The sequence below is a fragment of the Pseudonocardia sp. ICBG1142 genome (assembly GCF_020496255.1).
In the GTDB taxonomy this organism is placed as follows: Bacteria; Actinomycetota; Actinomycetes; order Mycobacteriales; family Pseudonocardiaceae; genus Pseudonocardia.
Genome location: NZ_JAHLJC010000007.1, coordinates 57,899 through 75,757, shown reverse-complemented (window position 1 = coordinate 75,757; position 17,859 = coordinate 57,899). Strand labels below are relative to the sequence as shown.

General features: G+C 74.9%; 19 protein-coding genes. 7 read left to right on the top strand and 12 right to left on the bottom strand.

What is annotated here, in order from left to right; translation table 11 throughout:
• Positions 1 to 4: 4 nt before the first annotated feature.
• The 5 genes from KPL59_RS10630 to rimP all read right to left on the bottom strand — a co-directional run bounded on the left by KPL59_RS10630 (position 5) and on the right by rimP (position 5,598).
• On the bottom strand, positions 5 to 298 hold the full coding sequence (locus KPL59_RS10630) for a DUF503 domain-containing protein (protein ID WP_020623263.1): 294 nt from the start codon (positions 296 to 298) through the stop codon (positions 5 to 7).
• 69 nt (positions 299 to 367) lie between these two features.
• Positions 368 to 3,412, bottom strand: a complete 3,045-nt coding sequence (infB, locus tag KPL59_RS10625; protein WP_226360713.1) for a translation initiation factor IF-2 — start codon at positions 3,410 to 3,412, stop codon at positions 368 to 370.
• Positions 3,413 to 3,509: 97 nt separating this feature from the next.
• The gene (locus KPL59_RS10620) at positions 3,510 to 3,896 is read right to left on the bottom strand and encodes a YlxR family protein (protein ID WP_083695718.1); all 387 of its coding nucleotides are present in this window, start codon (positions 3,894 to 3,896) and stop codon (positions 3,510 to 3,512) included.
• Positions 3,897 to 3,931: 35 nt separating this feature from the next.
• The gene (gene nusA / locus KPL59_RS10615; RefSeq protein WP_020628120.1) at positions 3,932 to 4,975 is read right to left on the bottom strand and encodes a transcription termination factor NusA; all 1,044 of its coding nucleotides are present in this window, start codon (positions 4,973 to 4,975) and stop codon (positions 3,932 to 3,934) included.
• The gene (gene rimP / locus KPL59_RS10610) at positions 4,972 to 5,598 is read right to left on the bottom strand and encodes a ribosome maturation factor RimP (protein WP_226360712.1); all 627 of its coding nucleotides are present in this window, start codon (positions 5,596 to 5,598) and stop codon (positions 4,972 to 4,974) included. The genes nusA and rimP overlap by 4 nt, the downstream gene beginning before the upstream one ends.
• Before the next feature lie 377 nt (positions 5,599 to 5,975).
• Between rimP and KPL59_RS10605 the strand changes: the two genes are divergently transcribed.
• Complete coding sequence (locus tag KPL59_RS10605; protein WP_226360711.1) at positions 5,976 to 6,488, top strand: hypothetical protein; 513 nt, start codon at positions 5,976 to 5,978, stop codon at positions 6,486 to 6,488.
• The gene (locus KPL59_RS10600; protein WP_226360710.1) at positions 6,485 to 6,967 is read left to right on the top strand and encodes a ferritin-like domain-containing protein; all 483 of its coding nucleotides are present in this window, start codon (positions 6,485 to 6,487) and stop codon (positions 6,965 to 6,967) included. The genes KPL59_RS10605 and KPL59_RS10600 overlap by 4 nt, the downstream gene beginning before the upstream one ends.
• A gap of 22 nt (positions 6,968 to 6,989) precedes the next feature.
• Here the strand turns inward: KPL59_RS10600 and KPL59_RS10595 are convergent, their stop codons facing one another.
• Positions 6,990 to 8,057, bottom strand: a complete 1,068-nt coding sequence (locus KPL59_RS10595; RefSeq protein WP_226360709.1) for an aminotransferase class V-fold PLP-dependent enzyme — start codon at positions 8,055 to 8,057, stop codon at positions 6,990 to 6,992.
• A gap of 38 nt (positions 8,058 to 8,095) precedes the next feature.
• Here KPL59_RS10595 and KPL59_RS10590 point away from each other — a divergent pair, with 38 nt between their 5' ends.
• Entirely contained in the window at positions 8,096 to 8,506 is a 411-nt protein-coding gene (locus tag KPL59_RS10590; RefSeq protein ID WP_075307553.1) for a secondary thiamine-phosphate synthase enzyme YjbQ, read from the top strand.
• A 550-nt stretch (positions 8,507 to 9,056) separates the two neighbouring features.
• On the opposite strand, the gene KPL59_RS10585 is transcribed toward KPL59_RS10590, so the two are convergent.
• Together KPL59_RS10585 and KPL59_RS10580 are read right to left on the bottom strand one after the other, a co-directional pair.
• Positions 9,057 to 9,323: a hypothetical protein gene (locus KPL59_RS10585; protein ID WP_226360708.1), complete on the bottom strand. Its 267-nt coding sequence runs from the start codon at positions 9,321 to 9,323 to the stop codon at positions 9,057 to 9,059.
• A 97-nt stretch (positions 9,324 to 9,420) separates the two neighbouring features.
• Complete coding sequence (locus KPL59_RS10580; protein WP_226360707.1) at positions 9,421 to 11,166, bottom strand: proline--tRNA ligase; 1,746 nt, start codon at positions 11,164 to 11,166, stop codon at positions 9,421 to 9,423.
• A 66-nt stretch (positions 11,167 to 11,232) separates the two neighbouring features.
• On the opposite strand from KPL59_RS10580, the gene KPL59_RS10575 reads away from it, so the two are divergent.
• The gene (locus KPL59_RS10575; protein ID WP_060711411.1) at positions 11,233 to 11,655 is read left to right on the top strand and encodes a PPOX class F420-dependent oxidoreductase; all 423 of its coding nucleotides are present in this window, start codon (positions 11,233 to 11,235) and stop codon (positions 11,653 to 11,655) included.
• Between the two features lie 53 nt (positions 11,656 to 11,708).
• Here the strand turns inward: KPL59_RS10575 and KPL59_RS10570 are convergent, their stop codons facing one another.
• The 3 genes from KPL59_RS10570 to KPL59_RS10560 form a co-directional block, all read right to left on the bottom strand.
• Entirely contained in the window at positions 11,709 to 13,148 is a 1,440-nt protein-coding gene (locus KPL59_RS10570; RefSeq protein WP_226360706.1) for an MFS transporter, read from the bottom strand.
• A gap of 10 nt (positions 13,149 to 13,158) precedes the next feature.
• Positions 13,159 to 13,698: a 2,4'-dihydroxyacetophenone dioxygenase family protein gene (locus KPL59_RS10565; protein ID WP_226360705.1), complete on the bottom strand. Its 540-nt coding sequence runs from the start codon at positions 13,696 to 13,698 to the stop codon at positions 13,159 to 13,161.
• A gap of 74 nt (positions 13,699 to 13,772) precedes the next feature.
• Positions 13,773 to 14,717: a helix-turn-helix domain-containing protein gene (locus KPL59_RS10560; RefSeq protein WP_226360704.1), complete on the bottom strand. Its 945-nt coding sequence runs from the start codon at positions 14,715 to 14,717 to the stop codon at positions 13,773 to 13,775.
• A 135-nt stretch (positions 14,718 to 14,852) separates the two neighbouring features.
• On the opposite strand from KPL59_RS10560, the gene KPL59_RS10555 reads away from it, so the two are divergent.
• From KPL59_RS10555 to KPL59_RS10545, 3 genes are read left to right on the top strand one after another with little or no spacing between them, the layout of a single operon-like run.
• A complete protein-coding gene (locus KPL59_RS10555) occupies positions 14,853 to 15,188 on the top strand; it encodes an alcohol dehydrogenase catalytic domain-containing protein (RefSeq protein ID WP_255676892.1) in 336 nt (111 codons plus the stop codon).
• Positions 15,110 to 15,877 (top strand): zinc-binding dehydrogenase, encoded by a 768-nt coding sequence (locus KPL59_RS10550; RefSeq protein ID WP_308187864.1) that lies wholly within the window; start codon positions 15,110 to 15,112, stop codon positions 15,875 to 15,877. Before KPL59_RS10555 ends, KPL59_RS10550 begins: the two co-directional genes overlap by 79 nt.
• 23 nt (positions 15,878 to 15,900) lie before the next feature.
• Positions 15,901 to 16,710: an SDR family NAD(P)-dependent oxidoreductase gene (locus tag KPL59_RS10545; RefSeq protein WP_226351822.1), complete on the top strand. Its 810-nt coding sequence runs from the start codon at positions 15,901 to 15,903 to the stop codon at positions 16,708 to 16,710.
• A 7-nt stretch (positions 16,711 to 16,717) separates the two neighbouring features.
• On the opposite strand, the gene KPL59_RS10540 is transcribed toward KPL59_RS10545, so the two are convergent.
• The gene (locus KPL59_RS10540; protein ID WP_226360732.1) at positions 16,718 to 17,854 is read right to left on the bottom strand and encodes a homoserine O-acetyltransferase; all 1,137 of its coding nucleotides are present in this window, start codon (positions 17,852 to 17,854) and stop codon (positions 16,718 to 16,720) included.
• Positions 17,855 to 17,859 lie beyond the last annotated feature (5 nt).

Below are 17,859 nucleotides of genomic sequence, written 5' to 3'. Positions count from 1 at the left end.
GCGGTCAGTCGTCGTCCGGGCCGAACAGCCGTGTCCGCGCGGACAGCAGCTCCAGCTCGGGGCGTGCGGCGACGAGTCGCTCGCACCGCTCCAGCAGGGCGCGCACGTGGCCCGTGTCGGCGGCCACGCAGCTCACCCCGATCAGCGCGCGCCGGTGCAGGTCCAGGTGGCCGGCCTCGGCGGCCGCCACCTCGAACCGGCGCAGCTCGGCGAGCAGCGGACGGACCATCGACCGCTTCTGCTTGAGCGACCGGACGTCGCCGAGCAGGACGTCACACTCCAGGGAGCCGACGTACACACACACCTCCACTGACGCCGACGGGGCGGCCGGTGACCGGCCGCCCCGTCGGAGCGCGTTCGTCAACCGCTAGTCGCGCGGCTTCTCCCGCATCTCGAACGTCTCGATGACGTCGTCGACCTTGATGTCGCTGTAGGTACCGAGCGTCAGACCGCACTCGAAGCCCTCGCGGACCTCGACCACGTCGTCCTTGAACCGGCGCAGCGACGAGATCGGGAGGTTCTCGTGGATCACCTTCGAGTCGCGCAGCAGGCGCGCCCGGGCGTTCCGGCGGATCTCCCCACTCATCACCAGGCAACCGGCGATCGTGCCGAACTTCGAGGACTTGAAGACGTCGCGGACCTCGGCGCGGCCCAGCTCGACCTCCTCGTACTCCGGCTTGAGCATGCCCTTGAGGGCCGCCTCGATCTCGTCGATCGCCTGGTAGATCACCGAGTAGTAGCGGATCTCGACGCCCTCGCGGTTGGCCAGCTCGGTGGCCTTGCCCTCGGCACGGACGTTGAAGCCCATGACGATGACGTTGTCCGCGATGGCGAGGTTGATGTCGCCCTCGGTGATGCCGCCGACGCCGCGGTGGATGACCCGCAGCTCGACCTCCTCACCCACGTCCAGCTTCATCAGGGCTTCCTCGAGCGCCTCGACGGTGCCCGAGTTGTCACCCTTGATGATCAGGTTGAGGGTGTTGGTCTCCTTCAGCGCGGCGTCCAGGTCCTCCAGGCTGACGCGCTTGCGACGGCTCGCCAGCTCGGCGTTGCGCTCGCGGGCGCGGCGCCGGTCGGCGATCTGGCGGGCCACCCGGTCCTCGTCCACGACGAGGAACGTGTCGCCCGCACCCGGCACCGACGTCAGACCGATGACCTGCACAGGGCGCGACGGGAGCGCCTCGGTGACGTCCTGGCCGTGCTCGTCGACCATGCGCCGGACACGCCCGGAGGCGTCGCCGGCCACGACCGAGTCGCCGACCCGGAGCGTTCCGCGCTGGACCAGCACCGTGGCCACCGGGCCGCGACCGCGGTCCAGGTGACCCTCGATGGTGACGCCCTGCGCCTCCATCTCGGGGTTGGCCCGCAGGTCGAGCGCCGCGTCGGCGGTCAGCAGGATCGCCTCGAGCAGGGCCTCGATGTTGGTGCCCTGCTTCGCGGAGATGTCGACGAACATGGTGTCGCCGCCGTACTCCTCGGCCACCAGGTTGTACTCGGTGAGCTGCTGACGGATCTTCTGCGGGTTCGCACCCTCGACGTCGATCTTGTTGACCGCGACGACGATCGGCAGACCGGCTGCCTGGGCGTGGTTGATCGACTCGACGGTCTGCGGCATCACGCCGTCGTCCGCCGCCACCACGATGACCGCGATGTCGGTGGACTTCGCACCACGGGCACGCATGGCGGTGAACGCCTCGTGACCCGGGGTGTCGATGAACGTGATGAGCCGCTCCTCGCCCTCGAGCTCGGCCGCGACCTGGTAGGCGCCGATGTGCTGGGTGATGCCGCCGGCCTCGCCCTCGCGGACGTTCGCCTTGCGGACCGTGTCCAGCAGCCGCGTCTTACCGTGGTCGACGTGACCCATGACGGTCACGACCGGCGGACGGGCCTCGAGCGCGTCCTCGTCGCCCGGGTCACCGAACTCGATGTCGAACGACTCCAGCAGCGCACGGTCCTCCTCCTCGGGGGAGACGACCTGCACGCGGTAGTTCATCTCCTGGCCGAGCAGCTCCAGGACCTCGTCCGAGACCGACGCGGTGGCCGTGACCATCTCACCGAGGTGGAACAACACCTGTACCAGCGAGGCCGGGTTGGCGTTGATCTTCTCGGCGAAGTCGGTCAGCGACGCGCCACGCGGCAGCCGGATCGTCTCGCCGTTGCCCTTGGGCAGGCGGACGCCGCCCACCGAGGGCGCGGCCATGGCGTCGTACTCCTGGCGCTTCTGCCGCTTCGACTTGCGACCCTTGCGGGCCGGACCGCCGGGACGGCCGAACGCACCCGCGGCACCGCCGCGACCACGCGCACCGCCACCACCGGGACGACCGCGGAATCCACCACCGGCCGGGGGCGGACCACCGGGACCGCCGCCACCGGGACGGAAACCGCCGCCACCGCCACCGGGACGACCGCCACCGGGGCCACCACGACCGGCACCGGGGCCACCACGACCGGCACCGGGGCCACCACGACCGCCGCCGGGGCCACCACGGCCACCGGCACCGGCTCCGGGGCGACCGGCAGCCGGACGCGCGGGCATCATGCCCGGGTTCGGCCGCGGAGGCATGTTGCCCGGGTTGGGACGGGGACCGCCCGCACCCGGAGCGCCGCCCGGACGGGGCGGACGCGGCGGGGCCTCACCGGAACGCGCGGCGGGAGCCTCGGGACGGCCGCCCTGCTGGCCACCGCCCTGCTGGGGCTGCGGCGCACCGGGACGCGGGCCCGGCTTGGGCGAACCCTGGCCGACCCCGAACGGATTGTTGCCGACGCGCGGCTGACGCGGGCCCGGACGGGCACCACGCTCACCGGGCTGGCCCGAGGGACGCGGGGCGCCACCGCCCTGGCCGCCCTGTCCCTGACCGGGACGAGGAGTCGAGGCGGGCTTCGGCGCGGCCGGACCGGGCTTCGGAGCCGCCGGACCGGGCTTCGGCGCGGCGGAACCGGGCTTCGGCGCGGCCGGGGCCTCGGCGGCCGCGGCAGGAGTCTGGGCGGCCGGGGCAGCCGGAGCCGCCGGGGCCTGCGGGCCGGGCTTGGGCGCGGCCGGTCCCGGCTTCGGGGCGTCGGTGCGCGCCGCGGGCTGCGACGGGGCACCCGGGGTGGGTGTCGCGGGGGCCGGCGGACCCGGACGCGGGCCGGGCTTGGGGGCCGCACCCGGGGTCGGGCGCGACGGCGACGGGGCGCCGGAGCCACCGGCACGCGGACGACCGCCACCGGGCGCGCCGGAACCGCGGCGCTGACCGCCGGCGGGGCCACCACCGGAGGCCATCGCGTCGCGCAGCTTGCGCACGACCGGGGCCTCCACGGTGGAGGAGGGGGACTTCACGTACTCCCCCAGGTCCTGCAGCTTGCTGAGGACCTGCTTACTGCTGATTCCGAGCTCTTTCGCGAGCTCGTGCACGCGGGCCTTGCCTGCCACTGCTCTCCTCATCCTGACCGGAGGCCGGGCGGCAGCATCCCGCTCGACCTCGAACCTAGTGTCGAAGCACGTTCATGGTGCGATCTTCACTGCTGGCTCATGACTGGTCGACCTTGCTTTCTTCCGATGACGGGTCCGAGAGGTTCCCGAGCCCCAGCGGGTCGTGCGACTCCTGCAGCCACCGCCTGACGGCGGTGACGTCCGGTGCCGAACGGACGCGTAACGCCCGGGCGAACGCCGAGCGTCGCTCGGCCTTGTCCAGGCACCCCGTCGAGAGGTGCAACCAGGCACCCCGTCCGGGGAGACGGCGGCGCGGATCCGGAATGCAACGTCCGTTCTCCACGACCACCCGCAACAGTACGTCGGCCCGTTCCCGGGTCCGGCACCCCACACAGGTCCGGATCGGAACCGACCGGGTGTGCGTGGGCGACGGTCCGCGACCGCGGGCCGATGACGAGTGTAGCGCAGGGCGGTCGTCGGGCATTCCCTCGCCCGACGACCGCTGTTGATCTCCGTCGGTCAGGACGGCTCCCCGGCGGGGTCGGCCGGCCCACCGTCGGGGGTGACCGGGTCGCGCGGGTCGGCGTCACTGCGGATGTCGATCTTCCAGCCGGTGAGCCGGGCGGCCAGACGGGCGTTCTGCCCCTCCTTGCCGATCGCCAGCGACAGCTGGAAGTCCGGCACGACGACGCGGGCGATCCGGGCGCGCTCGTCGAGCACCGTCACCGACACCACCTTCGACGGCGAGAGCGCGTTGCCGACGAACTCGGCCGGGTCCTCGGACCAGTCGATGATGTCGATCTTCTCACCGGCCAGCTCGCCCATCACGCCGCGCACCCGGGCGCCCATCGGACCGATGCAGGCACCCTTGGCGTTGAGCCCGGAGCGGGTCGAGCGCACCGCGATCTTGGAGCGGAACCCCGCCTCGCGGGCCACCGAGACGATCTCGACGGAACCGTCGACGATCTCGGGCACCTCGAGGGCGAACAGCTTGCGCACCAGGTTCGGATGGGTCCGCGAGAGCGTGATCGAGGTGCCCCGCGGGCCGCGGTTCACACCGATGACGAAGCAGCGGATCCGGTCACCGTGCTTGTAGACCTCGCCCGGCACCTGCTCGGCGGCGGGCAGCACGGCCTCGGTGCCGCCGGAGAGCTCGACCACGACGACGCCGCGGGCGTTGGCGCGCGCGTCGCGCTGCACGATGCCGGCGACGACCTCGCCCTCCTTGGTGGAGAACTCGCCGTAGGTGCGCTCGTGCTCGGCGTCGCGCAGCCGCTGCAGGATGACCTGGCGGGCGGTCGTCGCCGCGATCCGGCCGAAGCCGTCCGGGGTGTCGTCGAACTCCGGACCGGGGGTGCCGTCCTCGGACGCGTCGGCGGCGTCGCGGACCATGACCCGCACCACACCGCTCTTGCGGTCGATGTCGACGCGGGCGTCCGGGTGGTGACCGTCGGTGTGCTTGTAGGCGGTGAGCAGCGCCGTCTCGATGGCCGAGAGGACCGTCTCGAACGGGATCTCCTTGTCCCGCTCGATCGCGCGCAGCGCGGGGATGTCGACGTTCACCGGTTCTCCTCGTCGCGGGCAGTGCCCTCAGGGCCGTCAGGGCCGTCGTGGTTCGTGGGGGCCCCGTCGGCCCCGTCGGTGCTGCCGGACAGCGCGTCCGGGTCGAGCAGTGCGGTCTCCGCGGGCGGGGCGGGCTTGAACTCGACCTGCACCTGGGCGTGGCGGATCTCCGCGAGCGGGATGTCGCGCCGCTCCGGGGACTTCCGGCCGGGGACCGCGACGGCGACCGTGTCGCCGTCGAGCCGGCCGACCCGGGCGTCGACGACGGAGCCGTCGGTCAGCGTGAGCCGTGCCAGGCGCAGGTAGGCCCGCCGCCAGTGCCGGGGCTCGGTGAGCGGCCGGTCGATCCCGGGCGAGGTCACCTCGAGCGTGTACGAACCCTCGATGAGGTGCTCGTGCGGGTCCAGCTCGGAGGCCGCGGAACGGCTGAGCCGGGCGATGACGTCGAGGTCGATGCCGGTCTCGGGCGAGGACTCGGGCAGGTCGACGACGAGCTTGACCGAGTGCCGTCGCCCGGCGGAGCGGACCTCCACGGCGTCGATCTCCAGCCCGGCCCCGTGGACCACCGGCTCGAGCACGCCGCGCAGCTGGTCTGCCAGCTGTGCGGGGTCCGGACTGCGCATCGGGTGACTCTCCTCGTGTGGGGGGCCTGCCGGGGTGACGACCGGTCGGCAGGGCTCCGGTTGGGGTCGATCGTGGTGTCGCGACCGCCGGTGGGCGGGCACGTCGGACGCTCGCGGACGGCATCCGACAGCGGCGCCGCACACCGCGACGCGTCCGGACGGGACCGAGCGGTGCCGGTGACGGTGGGGACGGCCGACGAGCCTAGCGCGTCCGCCCGGCGGGCCGACGGTCGGTGGCCCGCCGGCGGGCGGTCGTCCGCGGCCCGTGCGGGCACGGTCGGTGCCGTGCGGCCCGGCGCGTGCTGGCAGCATGACCCGACGTGAACGACCGCCAGCCATCCGTGTCGTCCCGGGTGTCACCCGGGGTGTCCCCCCGGATGTCACCGACCGGGCCGCCGTCGTCGCCGGTCCCCTCGTCGGTGACCGGCCCCCGCCGTGTCCGCCCGACCCGACGCCAGGTGCTGGTGACCGCGGCCGCGGTGGCCGCGACGGTGCCGCTGGCGGGCTGCTCCCGCGCGACCACACGCACCCAGGACGCCTCGGACGCCCTGCTCGCGCTCGCCGACGCCGCCCGCTCCGACGCCGCGCTGATCGTCGCCGCGGTGACCGGCGACCCGTCGCTCGCCGGCCGGCTGGAGCCGCTGCGCGCGGCCCGGATGGAGCACGCCGCCGCGCTGGACCAGGCGGGCGGGCGCACCCCGGGCCAGATCGCCTCCCCCGCGACACCACCGTCGGGTGACCTCGCCGCGGTGCGCGACGCCGTCGCCGGGTCGGCCCGCAGCGCGGGCGAGGTCGTCCCCCGCGCCTCGGCGCTGCAGGTGGGGCTGGTCGCCGAGGTCGCCGCCTGCTGCGCCACCTACGCGGCGATCCTCACCGGGACCCCGGCATGAGCGTGGGTCCGCTGCCGCGGCAGTCCTCCGACGACGAGCCCCAGGTCCCCCAGGTCACCGTCGACGCGCTGCAGCGGGCGCTCGCCTGCGAGCACGCGGCCCTGTGGGCCTACAAGATGGCGCTCGCGTTCATCCCGCCGGAGTGGGCGACCCGGGCCCGCGGCGACATCGAGGCCCACACCACCCTGCGCGGCCAGATCACCCAGACCCTGTCCGACATCGGGCAGCGGCCGGTCTCGGCGCAGCCGGCGTACGCGGCCCCGCAGCCCGTCGTCGACGGCGTGTCGGCCGGGGCGCTGCTGGTGTCGGCCGAGACCGACGCGATCGCCGCCTGGCGGTCGGTGACCGAGCGGTCGTCGTCGGCCCCGCTGCGCGAGGCCGGGCTGAAGGCGATGGTCGAGTGCACCGGCCGGCTCGCGTACTGGCGCGGGGTCACCGAGCGGTCCCCCGTCGTGCCGGTGTTCCCCGGCCGGAGCTGAGGGGCGCGGCGCTCGGCGACGCTCAACGGAGCGCGGCGGCGGCCGCCTCGACGTCGTCGAGGGTGGTCGACAGGTGGAACGCCAGCCGGGCGGCCCCGTCGCGCACGGCGGCGGTGATCCCGGCCGCGGCCAGCCGGTCGGCCGCCCCCTCGGCGCGGACCGACACGATGGCCGACCCGGCGGGTGGCATCCCGAGGCGCTCGCGCAGGCCGTCGGCGAGGCCGACACAGTGCGCACGCAGGGCGTCGGGGTCGAGCGAGGCCAGCCACGGCAGCGTCACCGCGGCGCCGGCGTGGGCGAACCAGACCGGGGCCTCCTCGCCCCCGGCCGGTCCGGGCCGTGCGGGCGGGTCCGGGGTGTAGAGCCCACCACCCCAGCGGTCCCGGGTGCCGTACCAGCCCGCGGAGTGCGGGGTGGGCTCGGGCCAGCTCGCCCCGGCGGGCGGTCCGTCGACCCAGGACGGCCGCCGGGCCAGCCAGGCGGTGCCGCGCGGCGCGAGCAGCCACTTGTACCCCGACCCGACGACGGCGTCGGCGTCGTGCGGGCGCAGCGGGAGCCATCCGGCGGCCTGGGTGACGTCGAACAGCAGCCGCACGCCGCTGCGGGCGCGGGCGGCGAACAGCGCGTCGACGTCGGCGATCGCGCCGTCGGAAGACTGCACCACCGACACCGCGACGAGGTCGTGGTCGGCGGCGTGTGCCGCCAGCTCGGCGAGCGGCACCTCGGTCACCCGGACCCCGCGGTGGGCCTGCACCGCGAACGGCCGGGTCACCGAGGAGAACTCGCCGCGGGCGACGAGCACCCGGGTGCCCTCGGGCACCGACGCGGCGAGCGGACCGATGAGACCGGACGTCGTGGCCCCCTGCGCCACGTCGGCGACCGGCACCCCGGTGATGGCGGCGAACCCGGCACGGGCCGTCTCGACGGCGTCGTCGAAGTCCTTCGGCGAGGTCCCGCCGACGGCCCAGCGCGCCACGACGTCGGCGACCACCGCCGACGCCCGTCGCGGCGGGATGCCGATGCTCGCGGTGTTCAGGTAGCCGGGCCGGTGTGGCAGTTCCCATCCGGCGAAGGTGACCGAGTCGTCCACGCTGCCCGACCGTACCGACGGTCCTACTGTCTCGGGGTGTGTACAGCGAGCTGATCGAGATCCGGACCGGTTCCGAGGAGACGGTCGTGGACCTGACGCACCGGATCGAACGCTTCCTGTCCGACTGCGGTGCCGACGACGGCCTGCTCAACGTCTTCGTGCCGCACGCGACGGCCGGGATCGCGGTCATCGAGACCGGGGCGGGCAGCGACTCCGACCTGCTCGCGCAGCTGCGCGAGCTGCTGCCCGCCGACGACCGCTGGCGGCACCGGCACGGCAGCGCCGGGCACGGTCGCGACCACGTGCTGCCCGCGTTCGTGCCGCCGTCGACGACGGTCCCGGTGATCGACGGCCGGCCCGCGCTGGGCACCTGGCAGTCGATCTGCCTGGTCGACACCAACGTGGACAACCCGACGCGGTCGGTGCGGCTGACGTTGCTGCCGGGCTGAGGCCCCGCGGCACCTGTTCCGGACCGCCGGGCGACCGCGGCCCGCCGCCCGCCGGAACACCGCTCCGGGGTCGGTCGGCAGCGCCGTACGCTGCGCCGGTGACCTCCGGCCGGACGACGACCGACCGCCCGGCTGCCGCGATGTCGTCGCGGCAGGGCGGGCCCTCCCCCGGTTCCGGGCGACGGCTGCGTCCCGCGTTGGCCGCCGCCGTCGCCGTGCTGGTCGTGGCGGGCGCGGTGGCCGGGCTCGGCGGCATCCGCCCGGCCACCCCGGCCACCCCCGCGCCCGCCCCGCCCCCGGCCGTGGAGCCCGCCGCGTTCGCGGTCACGCCCCCGCCGGGATGGACCGCTCCGGCACCCGGGGCGCCCGCGCTGGAGGTGTTCGGGGTGCCGTTCGCCCGGCTCGCCGAGGCGCCGCCGTTCGCCGCGGGCGACTGCCCCGTCGGCGCCGCACCGCGCGGGGTCGCCGCCGCGGCGCTCGTCGCCGTCCCGGCCGGGACGAGCGTCGAGCAGGCCGCGCAGGCGTTCGCCCGCGGCGCCGGGGAGTCCGCCTACGCCGGCTCGGCCCCGCAGGTGGCGGTCGGGCCGCCCGGGCCGCGCCCGGGCGACGACGAGCCGGGGACCTGGGTGGAGGCCACCGTGCGCACCGACGGCACCGCGTCGGGGGCGGGCGGCTGCCGCGCCACCGACGGCGCGGTCGGGGTGCTCGCGGTGCCGCGGACCCAGGCCCGCGACGGCTCGGTCGGTGTCGCGATGCTGGTGGTCGCGGCGGACGTGGGCGGCGGCCCCGGCGACGCGGTGCCCCGCTCCGCGCTCACCGACCTGGCCGCCTCGGCGGTCCGCCCCGGCTGCCCCCGGAACGCACGGAGCGGGCCCCTCCGGCGAGGGACCCGCTCCGTGCGGTGGCGGTGCGGCTCAGGCCCCGCGGACGATCCCGGCGACGAGCTCCGCGGCGCCGGCGTGGTCGATCTCGCTCCGCTCGCCGGTGGCCCGGTCCTTGAGCTCCAGCTTCCCCTCCGCGAGCCCCCGCCCGACGACGACGATCGTCGGGACCCCGATCAGTTCGGCGTCGGCGAACTTCACGCCGGGGCTCGCCTTGCGGTCGTCGAGGACGACCGACAGGCCCTGGGCCTCCAGCTCGGCGGCGACGGCCTCGCCGCCCTCCAGCAGCTCCGCGGACTTGCCCGCGACGACGACGTGCACGTCGAACGGCGCGACCGAGCGCGGCCACACCAGGCCGGAGTCGTCGTGGGACTGCTCGGCGATCGCGGCGACCAGCCGGGAGACGCCGATGCCGTAGGAGCCCATCGTGATCCGGACCGGCTTGGAGTCCGGGCCGAGCGCGTCGAGGGAGAAGGCGTCGGCGTACTTGCGGCCGAGCTGGAAGATGTGCCCGATCTCGATGCCGCGAGCGGCCTCCAGCACCCCGGTACCGTCCGGGGACGGGTCCCCGGCGCGGACCTCGGCGGCCTCGATCGTGCCGTCCGGGGTGAAGTCGCGGCCCGCGACGAGGTCGACGACGTGGTGGTCGGCCTTGTCCGCGCCGCTCACCCAGGCGGTGCCGGTCACGACGCGCGGGTCCACGAGGTAGCGGACGCCGTTCGCGGCCAGCGCGCCCGGGCCGATGTAGCCCTTGACGAGGAAGGCGTTGCGGGCGAAGTCGGCCTCGTCGAGCAGCTCGACCTGGGCCGGCTCCAGCGACGCCTCGAGGCGCTTCATGTCGACCTCGCGGTCCCCGGGGACGCCGATCCCCAGCAGCTCCCACTCGGTCGCGCCCGGCTGCCGTGTCTTGACCAGCACGTTCTTGAGCGTGTCGGCCGCGGTGAAGGTGCGCTCGGTGTTGGCGTTGAGGAAGTCCACCAGCGACGCGATGGTCGGGGTGTCAGGGGTGTGGTGCACCTGCGCGGCGGGCAGCCCCTCGAGCGGGATCGCCGGGGGCGCGGGCGTGGTGACGGCCTCGACGTTGGCCGCGTAGCCGCCGGGGCCGCGGACGAAGGTGTCCTCGCCGGTCTCGGACTCGGCCAGGAACTCCTCCGACGCCGAGCCGCCCATCGCGCCCGAGGTCGCGGACACGATGACGTAGCGCAGCCCGAGCCGGTCGAAGATCTTGACGTAGGCGTCGCGGTGCTTGCGGTAGGACTCGGACAGGCCCTCGTCGGTGAGGTCGAACGAGTAGGAGTCCTTCATGAGGAACTCGCGGCCGCGCAGGATCCCCGCGCGGGGCCGCTCCTCGTCGCGGTACTTGTTCTGGATCTGGTAGAGGATGACCGGGTAGTCCTTGTAGGACGAGTACTCGCCCTTGACCGTGAGGGTGAACAGCTCCTCGTGGGTCGGGCCGAGCAGGTAGTCACCGCCCTTGCGGTCCTGCAGGCGGAACAGGTTGGGGCCGTACTCGGTCCACCGGTTCGTCGCCTCGTAGGGCTCGCGCGGCAGCAGCGCCGGGAACTGGATCTCCTGGGCGCCCATGGCGTTCATCTCCTCGCGCACCACGTTCTCGATGCGGCGGAGCACCGTGAGGCCGAGTGGGAGCCAGGAGTACACGCCCGGGGCCACGCGACGGACGTAGCCGGCGCGGACCAGCAGCTTGTGGCTGGGCACCTCCGCGTCGGCCGGGTCCTCACGCAGGGTGCGCAGGAACAGCGACGACATCCGGGTCAACACCTGCAGAAGGGTAGCGAGGGACCCCGGAGCTCCTCATCCCGGTTCCGGAGCGGGCAGACTCGGGGCATGGGAGACGAACAGCACGAGCTGCTCGCGGGAGCACGCCAGGGCGTCCTCGCGACGATCAAGCGCAGTGGCATGCCCCAGCTGTCGCCGGTGACGCCGTACTACGACCGGGCGGCGGGCACGGTGCAGGTGTCGATGACCGAGGGGCGCGCGAAGACCGCGAACCTGCGGCGGGACCCGCGGGCGGCGCTGTCGGTCGAGAGCGCCGACGGCCGCTCGTGGGCGACGGCCGAGGGCCCGGTCGAGCTCGTCGGCCCCGACGACTCGCCCGACGGACCGGCCGTGCAGGCACTGGTCGACTGGTACCGGGCCGCCGCCGGGGAGCACCCGGACTGGGACGAGTACCGCGAGGTCATGGTCCGGGACCGGCGGGTGCTGATGACGATGCGGGTGCAGCGCGTCTACGGCGAGAACCTCGGCTGAACGCGCCGGGGCGGGCGGAGCCGTCGGCCCCGCCCGCCCCGTCCTGTGCTGGCTCAATGCACGAGCGGGGGCTCCCCGGCCGCGACCGGCACCCCCTCCCCCGCGACGGCCGCGGCGGGCTCGCGCTCCGGGTCCCAGCGCAGCACCGTCGAGGCGACGAACCCGATGGCCGGGGCGATCGCCGTCGCCAGGATCGCGCCCTGCGGCCCGACCGTGGCCAGCAGCAGCGGGAACACGAACAGCCCGATCGCGGCACCGGTGCTGCCCGCGGTGTTGGTGACACCGGAGCCCAGCGCCCGCAGGTGGCTGGGGTAGGCCAGCGCGGCCAGGCTCGCGCCGCCCGGCGCCGGTCCGGCCGAGTGCAGCAGCAGGAACGCGGCCGGGATCGCGATGGCCGCCCAGGTGGGCAGCGTGTGGAAGAACAGGCCCAGCAGCACGATCAGCACGGTCACGCCGGCGAAGCCGATCTGCATCGACCGCCGGATCCGCAGCGCGGCGGCGACCCGGGTCGACCCGAAGCCGCCGATGATGCCGAAGAGGTTGAACAGGACCGCGCCGAGCGTGGCCGCGACGAACCCCTCCCCGAACAGCGCCAGGGCGATGATCGGCAGGTACCAGCCGATCGCGTAGTACTCCAGACCCTGCATCATGAAGGTGATCGACGCGAGCAGGGTGCGGCGCCGGTAGCGCCCGCCGAACATCTCGGCCAGCCCCTGCATGCCGGTGACCTGCACGACGTCGCGGGCCGGCGGCAGGTCCGCGTCGGGCTGCTCGACGTCGACGAGGTAGACGGTGCGCAGCGCCCGGGCGGCCTCGCGGACCCGGCCGCGGGACGCGAGCCAGCGCGGCGACTCGGGCAGCAGGAACCACTGCGCGACGCCCAGCAGGGCCGCGATCACGCCGGCGCTGGCGAGCGACCAGCGCCAGATGTCGTCGCCCACGCCGAGGGCGTACACGGCCACGGTGAGCAGCAGGTTCGACGTCGTCGCGACGTACCACATGCCCTGCCAGCGGTTGAGCCGTCCCTGGTGGCGGCGCGGCAGCCACTCCGCGATGTAGGCCATGACGACGGCGAAGTCCAGCGCCCAGGAGGCACCGGCCAGCACCCGGGACACGACCAGCAGCTCGAACGACGGCCAGACGGTCGCCAGCACCGTCGAGACGACGGCGAGCACCTTGGCCGCCAGGATCATCGGCAGCCTGCCCCACCGGTCGGACAGGCGTCCGGCGACCGGGCACAGCAGCAGTGCCACCAGCATCGACGTGCTGGTGACGACCGACAGCTCCAGCGGGGTGAGCGCGAGCTGGCGGTTCAGCGCGTCCAGGGCCGAGCCGAGCGCGGCGCTGGAGTAGGCCTCGAAGAAGATGCCGCCCAGGGCGAGCACCCAGACCCAGCGCATCCGGCCGGTGGTGCCGCGGGATGCCTCGATGGCCTCGACGACGTCGGCCTCGGAGCGCACCGGGAGCGGCGGGGTGGGAGAGGTGGAGGTCATCGGCCGGGCCTCACACGAACAGCGCGTCGTTGACGGCGATGCCGTGGGCGCGGCAGTACGTCACGTAGTGCTCGATGAACCAGAAGACGTCCATCAGCTCGTCGAGGGCGCCGGCGTCGTCGTAGAACTCCAGCGTGCCCTCCATCCAGAACAGCGTCTTCATGCCGTTCGGGTCGTCGCAGACCAGGGTGTGCTGCACCCCGGGGTTCTCGTGGACGTAGGCGCCGGGGGTGGCGACCCAGTCGTACTCCTCGTAGCGCCAGGAGCCCTCCAGGCAGAACCCGCGCACCGCGCCGGAGTGCCGGTGCACCCCGAGCCGGACGCCGCCCTTGACCCACAGCACGTTGGAGAACTTGTTGTTGCGCACGTCGAAGGCGAGGTGCCGGATCGCGGCGTTGTCGCCCCACGGGACCCACGGCGAGGCCTCCTCCGACGGCGGCACGTGGATGTCGGGGACCTCGAACTCCCGGGTGATCGCCAGCCGCGACGCCGGGTAGGGGCCTGCCGGGGCGGTGTCGGGTGTGGTGGTCGGGTCGAACAGCTGGGTCATGGTGACTCCCTGCGTCTCTGCATCGGGGCCCTGGCGTACGGGACCGGCAGAACGTAGGCAGCAGGTGGCCCGGCTCACATGTGCGTGCGCGCAGGAGCGGTTGCGGATTCGCGCAGGGCGTCCCGCCAGTCCCGCGGCGAGCTGCCGTGGCGGGCCTTGAACGAGCGGGAGAACTGCGACGGGTCGCCGAACCCGACGGCGTGGGCGACCTCGGTGACGGTGCGGCCGGCCGGGTCGGCGAGCAGATCGGCCGCCCGATCCAGGCGCGCGGCCAGCAGCTCGCGCGCCGGCGACAACCCGACCTCGGCGAACGCGACCTGCAGCGTCCGCAGCGACACGTGCAGTGCGGCCGCGATCCGCGCCGGGTCGAGCGACGGGTCGCCGAGCCGGTCGCGCAGCACCGCGGTGGCGCGGGCGCGCAGCACCGCGCGGGCGTCGCGCGGGTCCTCCCCCGCCGAGCCGAGCGCGGCGGCGAGCAGCGCGATCGTCGACGCCCGCACCCCGATCCGGTCGTGCGCCCGGCCGAGCTCGGCCAGCCGCTGCACGTACGGCGCGGTGAGCGACCCGACCGGGCTCTCGGCGCCGATGCGGACCGCGGTCGACCAGGTCGGTGGCACGGCGAAGCCCGCGGTGCGGAACCGCTCCGCGGGCACCTTGAGCACCGTGAGGTCGAACGGCTCGCGGGACTCGATGAGGCAGGCCCGCGACGCGTCGTAGGAGGCGAGGTCGCCCGGCTGCAGCAGCGCGGTGCGCCCGTCCTGCTCGACGTGCAGCGCCCCGGAGCGGGGCAGCATCACGAAGATCGTCGCGGCGTCGCGGTCCGGTGCCCGGACGACGGCGTGCGGGTCCGCCCGCAGTGTGCTGACCTCCAGGTCGTCGACCCGGTGGACCTCCAGCTCGGCGGCGAACGAGCCGGTGGTGTGCGGCCGGAACTCCAGCGGGACGTAGACGTCGCTGATCACCGACTGCCAGTGCCGGGCCTGCCGGTGCGGCTCGAACGCGGTCGTGTCGATCCTCATCGCCCGTCGTACCTCCTCGTACCACGGCCGCTCGCCCTGCGCGGATTGCCGGGTGCGCTGCGCTGCGCGCCATGTCGCTCGGCGATCGGCGGACCTACGTTACGGCCGACACCGCCGTCGGCCCAGAGGAGAACCATGATCGCCGCCGTCACCACCGACGCGCGACGGCTCGTCGTGACCGAGGTCCCGGACCCGGTCCCCGGCCCGGGCGAGGTGCTGGTGCGCCCGCTCGTCGTGGGGGTCTGCGGCTCGGACCTGCACCTGTTCGACGGCGATGCCGGTGCCCTGTCCGGCGCCGAGCGCGGGCTGCCCCGGATCCAGGGCCACGAGATCGCCGCCGAGGTGCTCGACGACCCGTCCGGCCGGCTCGCCCCGCCGGGACCCGGGTCGCGGTGTGGCCGCTGCTGTCCTGCGGGGCCTGCCGGCTGTGCTCCGCGGGCACGGTCAACGCCTGCCCGGCCCTGCGCGTGATCGGGGTGCACCTCGACGGCGGGCTGGCCGGGGCGCTCGCGGTCCCGGCGGCCAACGTCGTCGCGGTCGGCGATGTCGAGCCCGGGGTCACCGCTCTCGTCGAGCCGGTGTCGGTGGCGGTGCACGCCGTCGCCCGCGGGCGGGTCCGGCCCGGCGACCGGGCGGTCGTGTTCGGCGGCGGCGCGGTCGGGCAGGGGGTGTGCCTGGTGCTGGCCGACGCGGGGGTCGAGACGCTCCTGGTCGACCCGTCGCCCGCCCGGGTGCGGGCGGGCGCGCTGTGGGGCGTCGCCGGGACCACCACCACCGACCCGGACGCGCTGGTCGCCGAGGTCGGCGCGTTCGCCGGCCCGGACGGGCCCGACGTCGTGCTCGACGCCACCGGCGTCCCGGCCGTCCTCGACACCGCGCTGCACCTGGTACGGGCCGGCGGCACGGTCGTCGCGGTCGGGCTGACCTCCGCCGCCGGTCCGGTGCACACCGGGCTGCTCGCCGCGAAGGAGGTCGCGGTGCTCGGGTCGAGCTGCTGCACCGGGGCCGAGTTCGCGACCGCCGCCGCGCTGGTCGGCCGCCGGGCGGGGGCGGTCGCCGCGCTCCCGGTCCGCCGCGTCGCCCTGGCCGACGCCGTGTCCGCCCTGTCCGGCCACGGCACCGACGACGTGGTGAAGACCCTCGTCGACGTGACCGTCTGAGTCCCTGCCCCGAGAGGAACCCCATGTCCGACAACCGTGTCGCCGCTTCCCTGTTCGACGTCACCGGTCGCGGCTACGCCGTCACCGGTGGCGCCTCCGGCATCGGCCTGGCCGTGGCCGAGGTGCTCGCCGACTCCGGCGCGCACGTCGCGCTGCTCGACCTGCACCCCGGCCGGGTCGAGGCCGAGACCGCCCGGCTGCGCGAGCGCGGGGGGAAGGTCACCGGACACGTCGTCGACGTGACCGACGGCGACGCCGTCGCGGCGGCTGTCCGCGCGGCCGAGGCCGATGCCGGCCGTCTCGACGGGGTGTTCGCCAACGCCGGCATCTCGGTCGGCGCGAGCTTCACCGAGCCGGGCTGGCGGGTCGAGGAGTTCCCGATCGACGCCTGGGACACCGTGCGGGCGGTGAACCTCGACGGTGTGCTGCACACCCTGCGTGCCGCGGCCGCCGTCCTGCGCCCGCGGGGGCGGGGCCGGATCGTGCTCACCGCCTCGACGGCGGGCCTGCGCACCGACCCGATGGTCGCCTACTCCTACACCGCCACCAAGGCGGCGGTGGTCAGCCTCGGCCGGCAGGCCGCCCTCGACCTCGCGGGGTCCGGCGTCACCGTCAACGTGATCGCGCCCGGCCCGTTCCGCACCAACATCGGTGCGGGCTTCGACCCGGGTGAGGCGGTGTGGCGCGAGACGGTGCCGCTGGGCCGGATCGGGCACACCGATGAGCTGAAGGGGCTCGCGCTGCTGCTGGCCTCCGACGCGTCGAGCTACATGACGGGCGGGGTCTACCCGATCGACGGGGGTGCGCTGGCGCTCTCGCACACCCCGGCCTGAGCTGGCCTCAGACCGCCTCGTCCAGCAGCTCCCCGAGCAGCCGGGCGACCGTGGGGGTCTCCACCAGGAACCCGTCGTGCCCGTACGGGGAGTCGATCACCTTCAGCGGGTCGGCGCGCGGGATCCCGTCGACCAGCTCCTGCTGCTCGGCGAGCGGGTACAGCCGGTCGGAGGTGACACCGGCGACGTAGGTGCGGGCGCTCACCCGCGACAGCGCCGACGCCACCCCGCCCCGGTCGCGTCCCACGTCGTGGTGGTTCATCGCCTGGGTCAGCCGCACGTAGGACGCGGCGTCGAAGCGGTGCACCAGCTTGTCCGCGTGGTGGTCCAGGTAGGACTCCACGGCGTAGCGGCCGCCGTCGAGCGGGTCCTCGCCGGCCTGCGGGTCGCGGCCGAAGCGGGTCGCCAGCTCGACGCCCGACCGGTACGACAGGTGCGCGATCCGCCGGGCGACGCCCAGTCCGCGCCACGGCCCCTCGGGTGTGTCGTGGTAGTCGCCGCCGTGCCAGTGCGGGTCGGAGGTGATGGCCTGGATCTGCGGGCTCGCCCAGCCGATCTGGTCCGCCGACGACGCCGCGGGCCCGGCGAGCAGGAACAGCCGCCGTACCCGGTCGGGCTCGGTCGCCGCCCACTCCAGGGAGCGCATGGACCCCATCGAGCCGCCGATCACGCAGGCGAACGCGTCGATGCCGAGCGCGTCGGCCAGGTACTGCTCGGCGGCGACGGTGTCCCGCACGGTGACCGTCGGGAACCGGCTGCCCCAGGTCCGGCCGTCCGGGGCCCGCGACGCCGGGCCGGTGCTGCCCTGGCAGCCGCCGACCGCGTTCGGCGCCACGACGAACCAGCGCGCCGGGTCCAGCGGGCCGCCCGGCTCGATCAGCCCGGGCCACCAGCCCGGCGTCGGGTGCCCGGGGCCGGCCGGGCCCTCCAGGTGCGCGTCGCCGGTGAGGGCGTGCAGCACCAGGACGGCGTTGGAGCCGTCCGGCGCGAGCTCGCCCCAGGTCTCGTAGGCCAGTCGCACGCCGGGAAGCTCCCCGCCGGCCGCCAGCTTCAGCGGCGCGGGCAGGTCGAGGAACCGGCGGCGGCCGGGGTCGTCCCCCTCCCGCCAGGCACCGCTGGCGGGAGGGGGCTCGATGTCGTTCACGGACA

Excerpts from the sequence above, each read along its gene's own strand:
- KPL59_RS10620 (WP_083695718.1), bottom strand. The coding sequence starts at position 3,896 with ATGCCCGACGACCGCCCTGCGCTACACTCGTCATCGGCCCGCGGTCGC.
- KPL59_RS10545 (WP_226351822.1), top strand. The coding sequence starts at position 15,901 with ATGTCCGACAACCGTGTCGCCGCTTCCCTGTTCGACGTCACCGGTCGC.
- KPL59_RS10605 (WP_226360711.1), top strand. The coding sequence starts at position 5,976 with ATGTCACCGACCGGGCCGCCGTCGTCGCCGGTCCCCTCGTCGGTGACC.
- KPL59_RS10570 (WP_226360706.1), bottom strand. The coding sequence starts at position 13,148 with ATGACCTCCACCTCTCCCACCCCGCCGCTCCCGGTGCGCTCCGAGGCC.
- KPL59_RS10555 (WP_255676892.1), top strand. The coding sequence starts at position 14,853 with ATGATCGCCGCCGTCACCACCGACGCGCGACGGCTCGTCGTGACCGAG.
- rimP (WP_226360712.1), bottom strand. The coding sequence starts at position 5,598 with ATGCGCAGTCCGGACCCCGCACAGCTGGCAGACCAGCTGCGCGGCGTG.
- KPL59_RS10565 (WP_226360705.1), bottom strand. The coding sequence starts at position 13,698 with ATGACCCAGCTGTTCGACCCGACCACCACACCCGACACCGCCCCGGCA.
- KPL59_RS10600 (WP_226360710.1), top strand. The coding sequence starts at position 6,485 with ATGAGCGTGGGTCCGCTGCCGCGGCAGTCCTCCGACGACGAGCCCCAG.
- KPL59_RS10575 (WP_060711411.1), top strand. The coding sequence starts at position 11,233 with ATGGGAGACGAACAGCACGAGCTGCTCGCGGGAGCACGCCAGGGCGTC.
- KPL59_RS10560 (WP_226360704.1), bottom strand. The coding sequence starts at position 14,717 with ATGAGGATCGACACGACCGCGTTCGAGCCGCACCGGCAGGCCCGGCAC.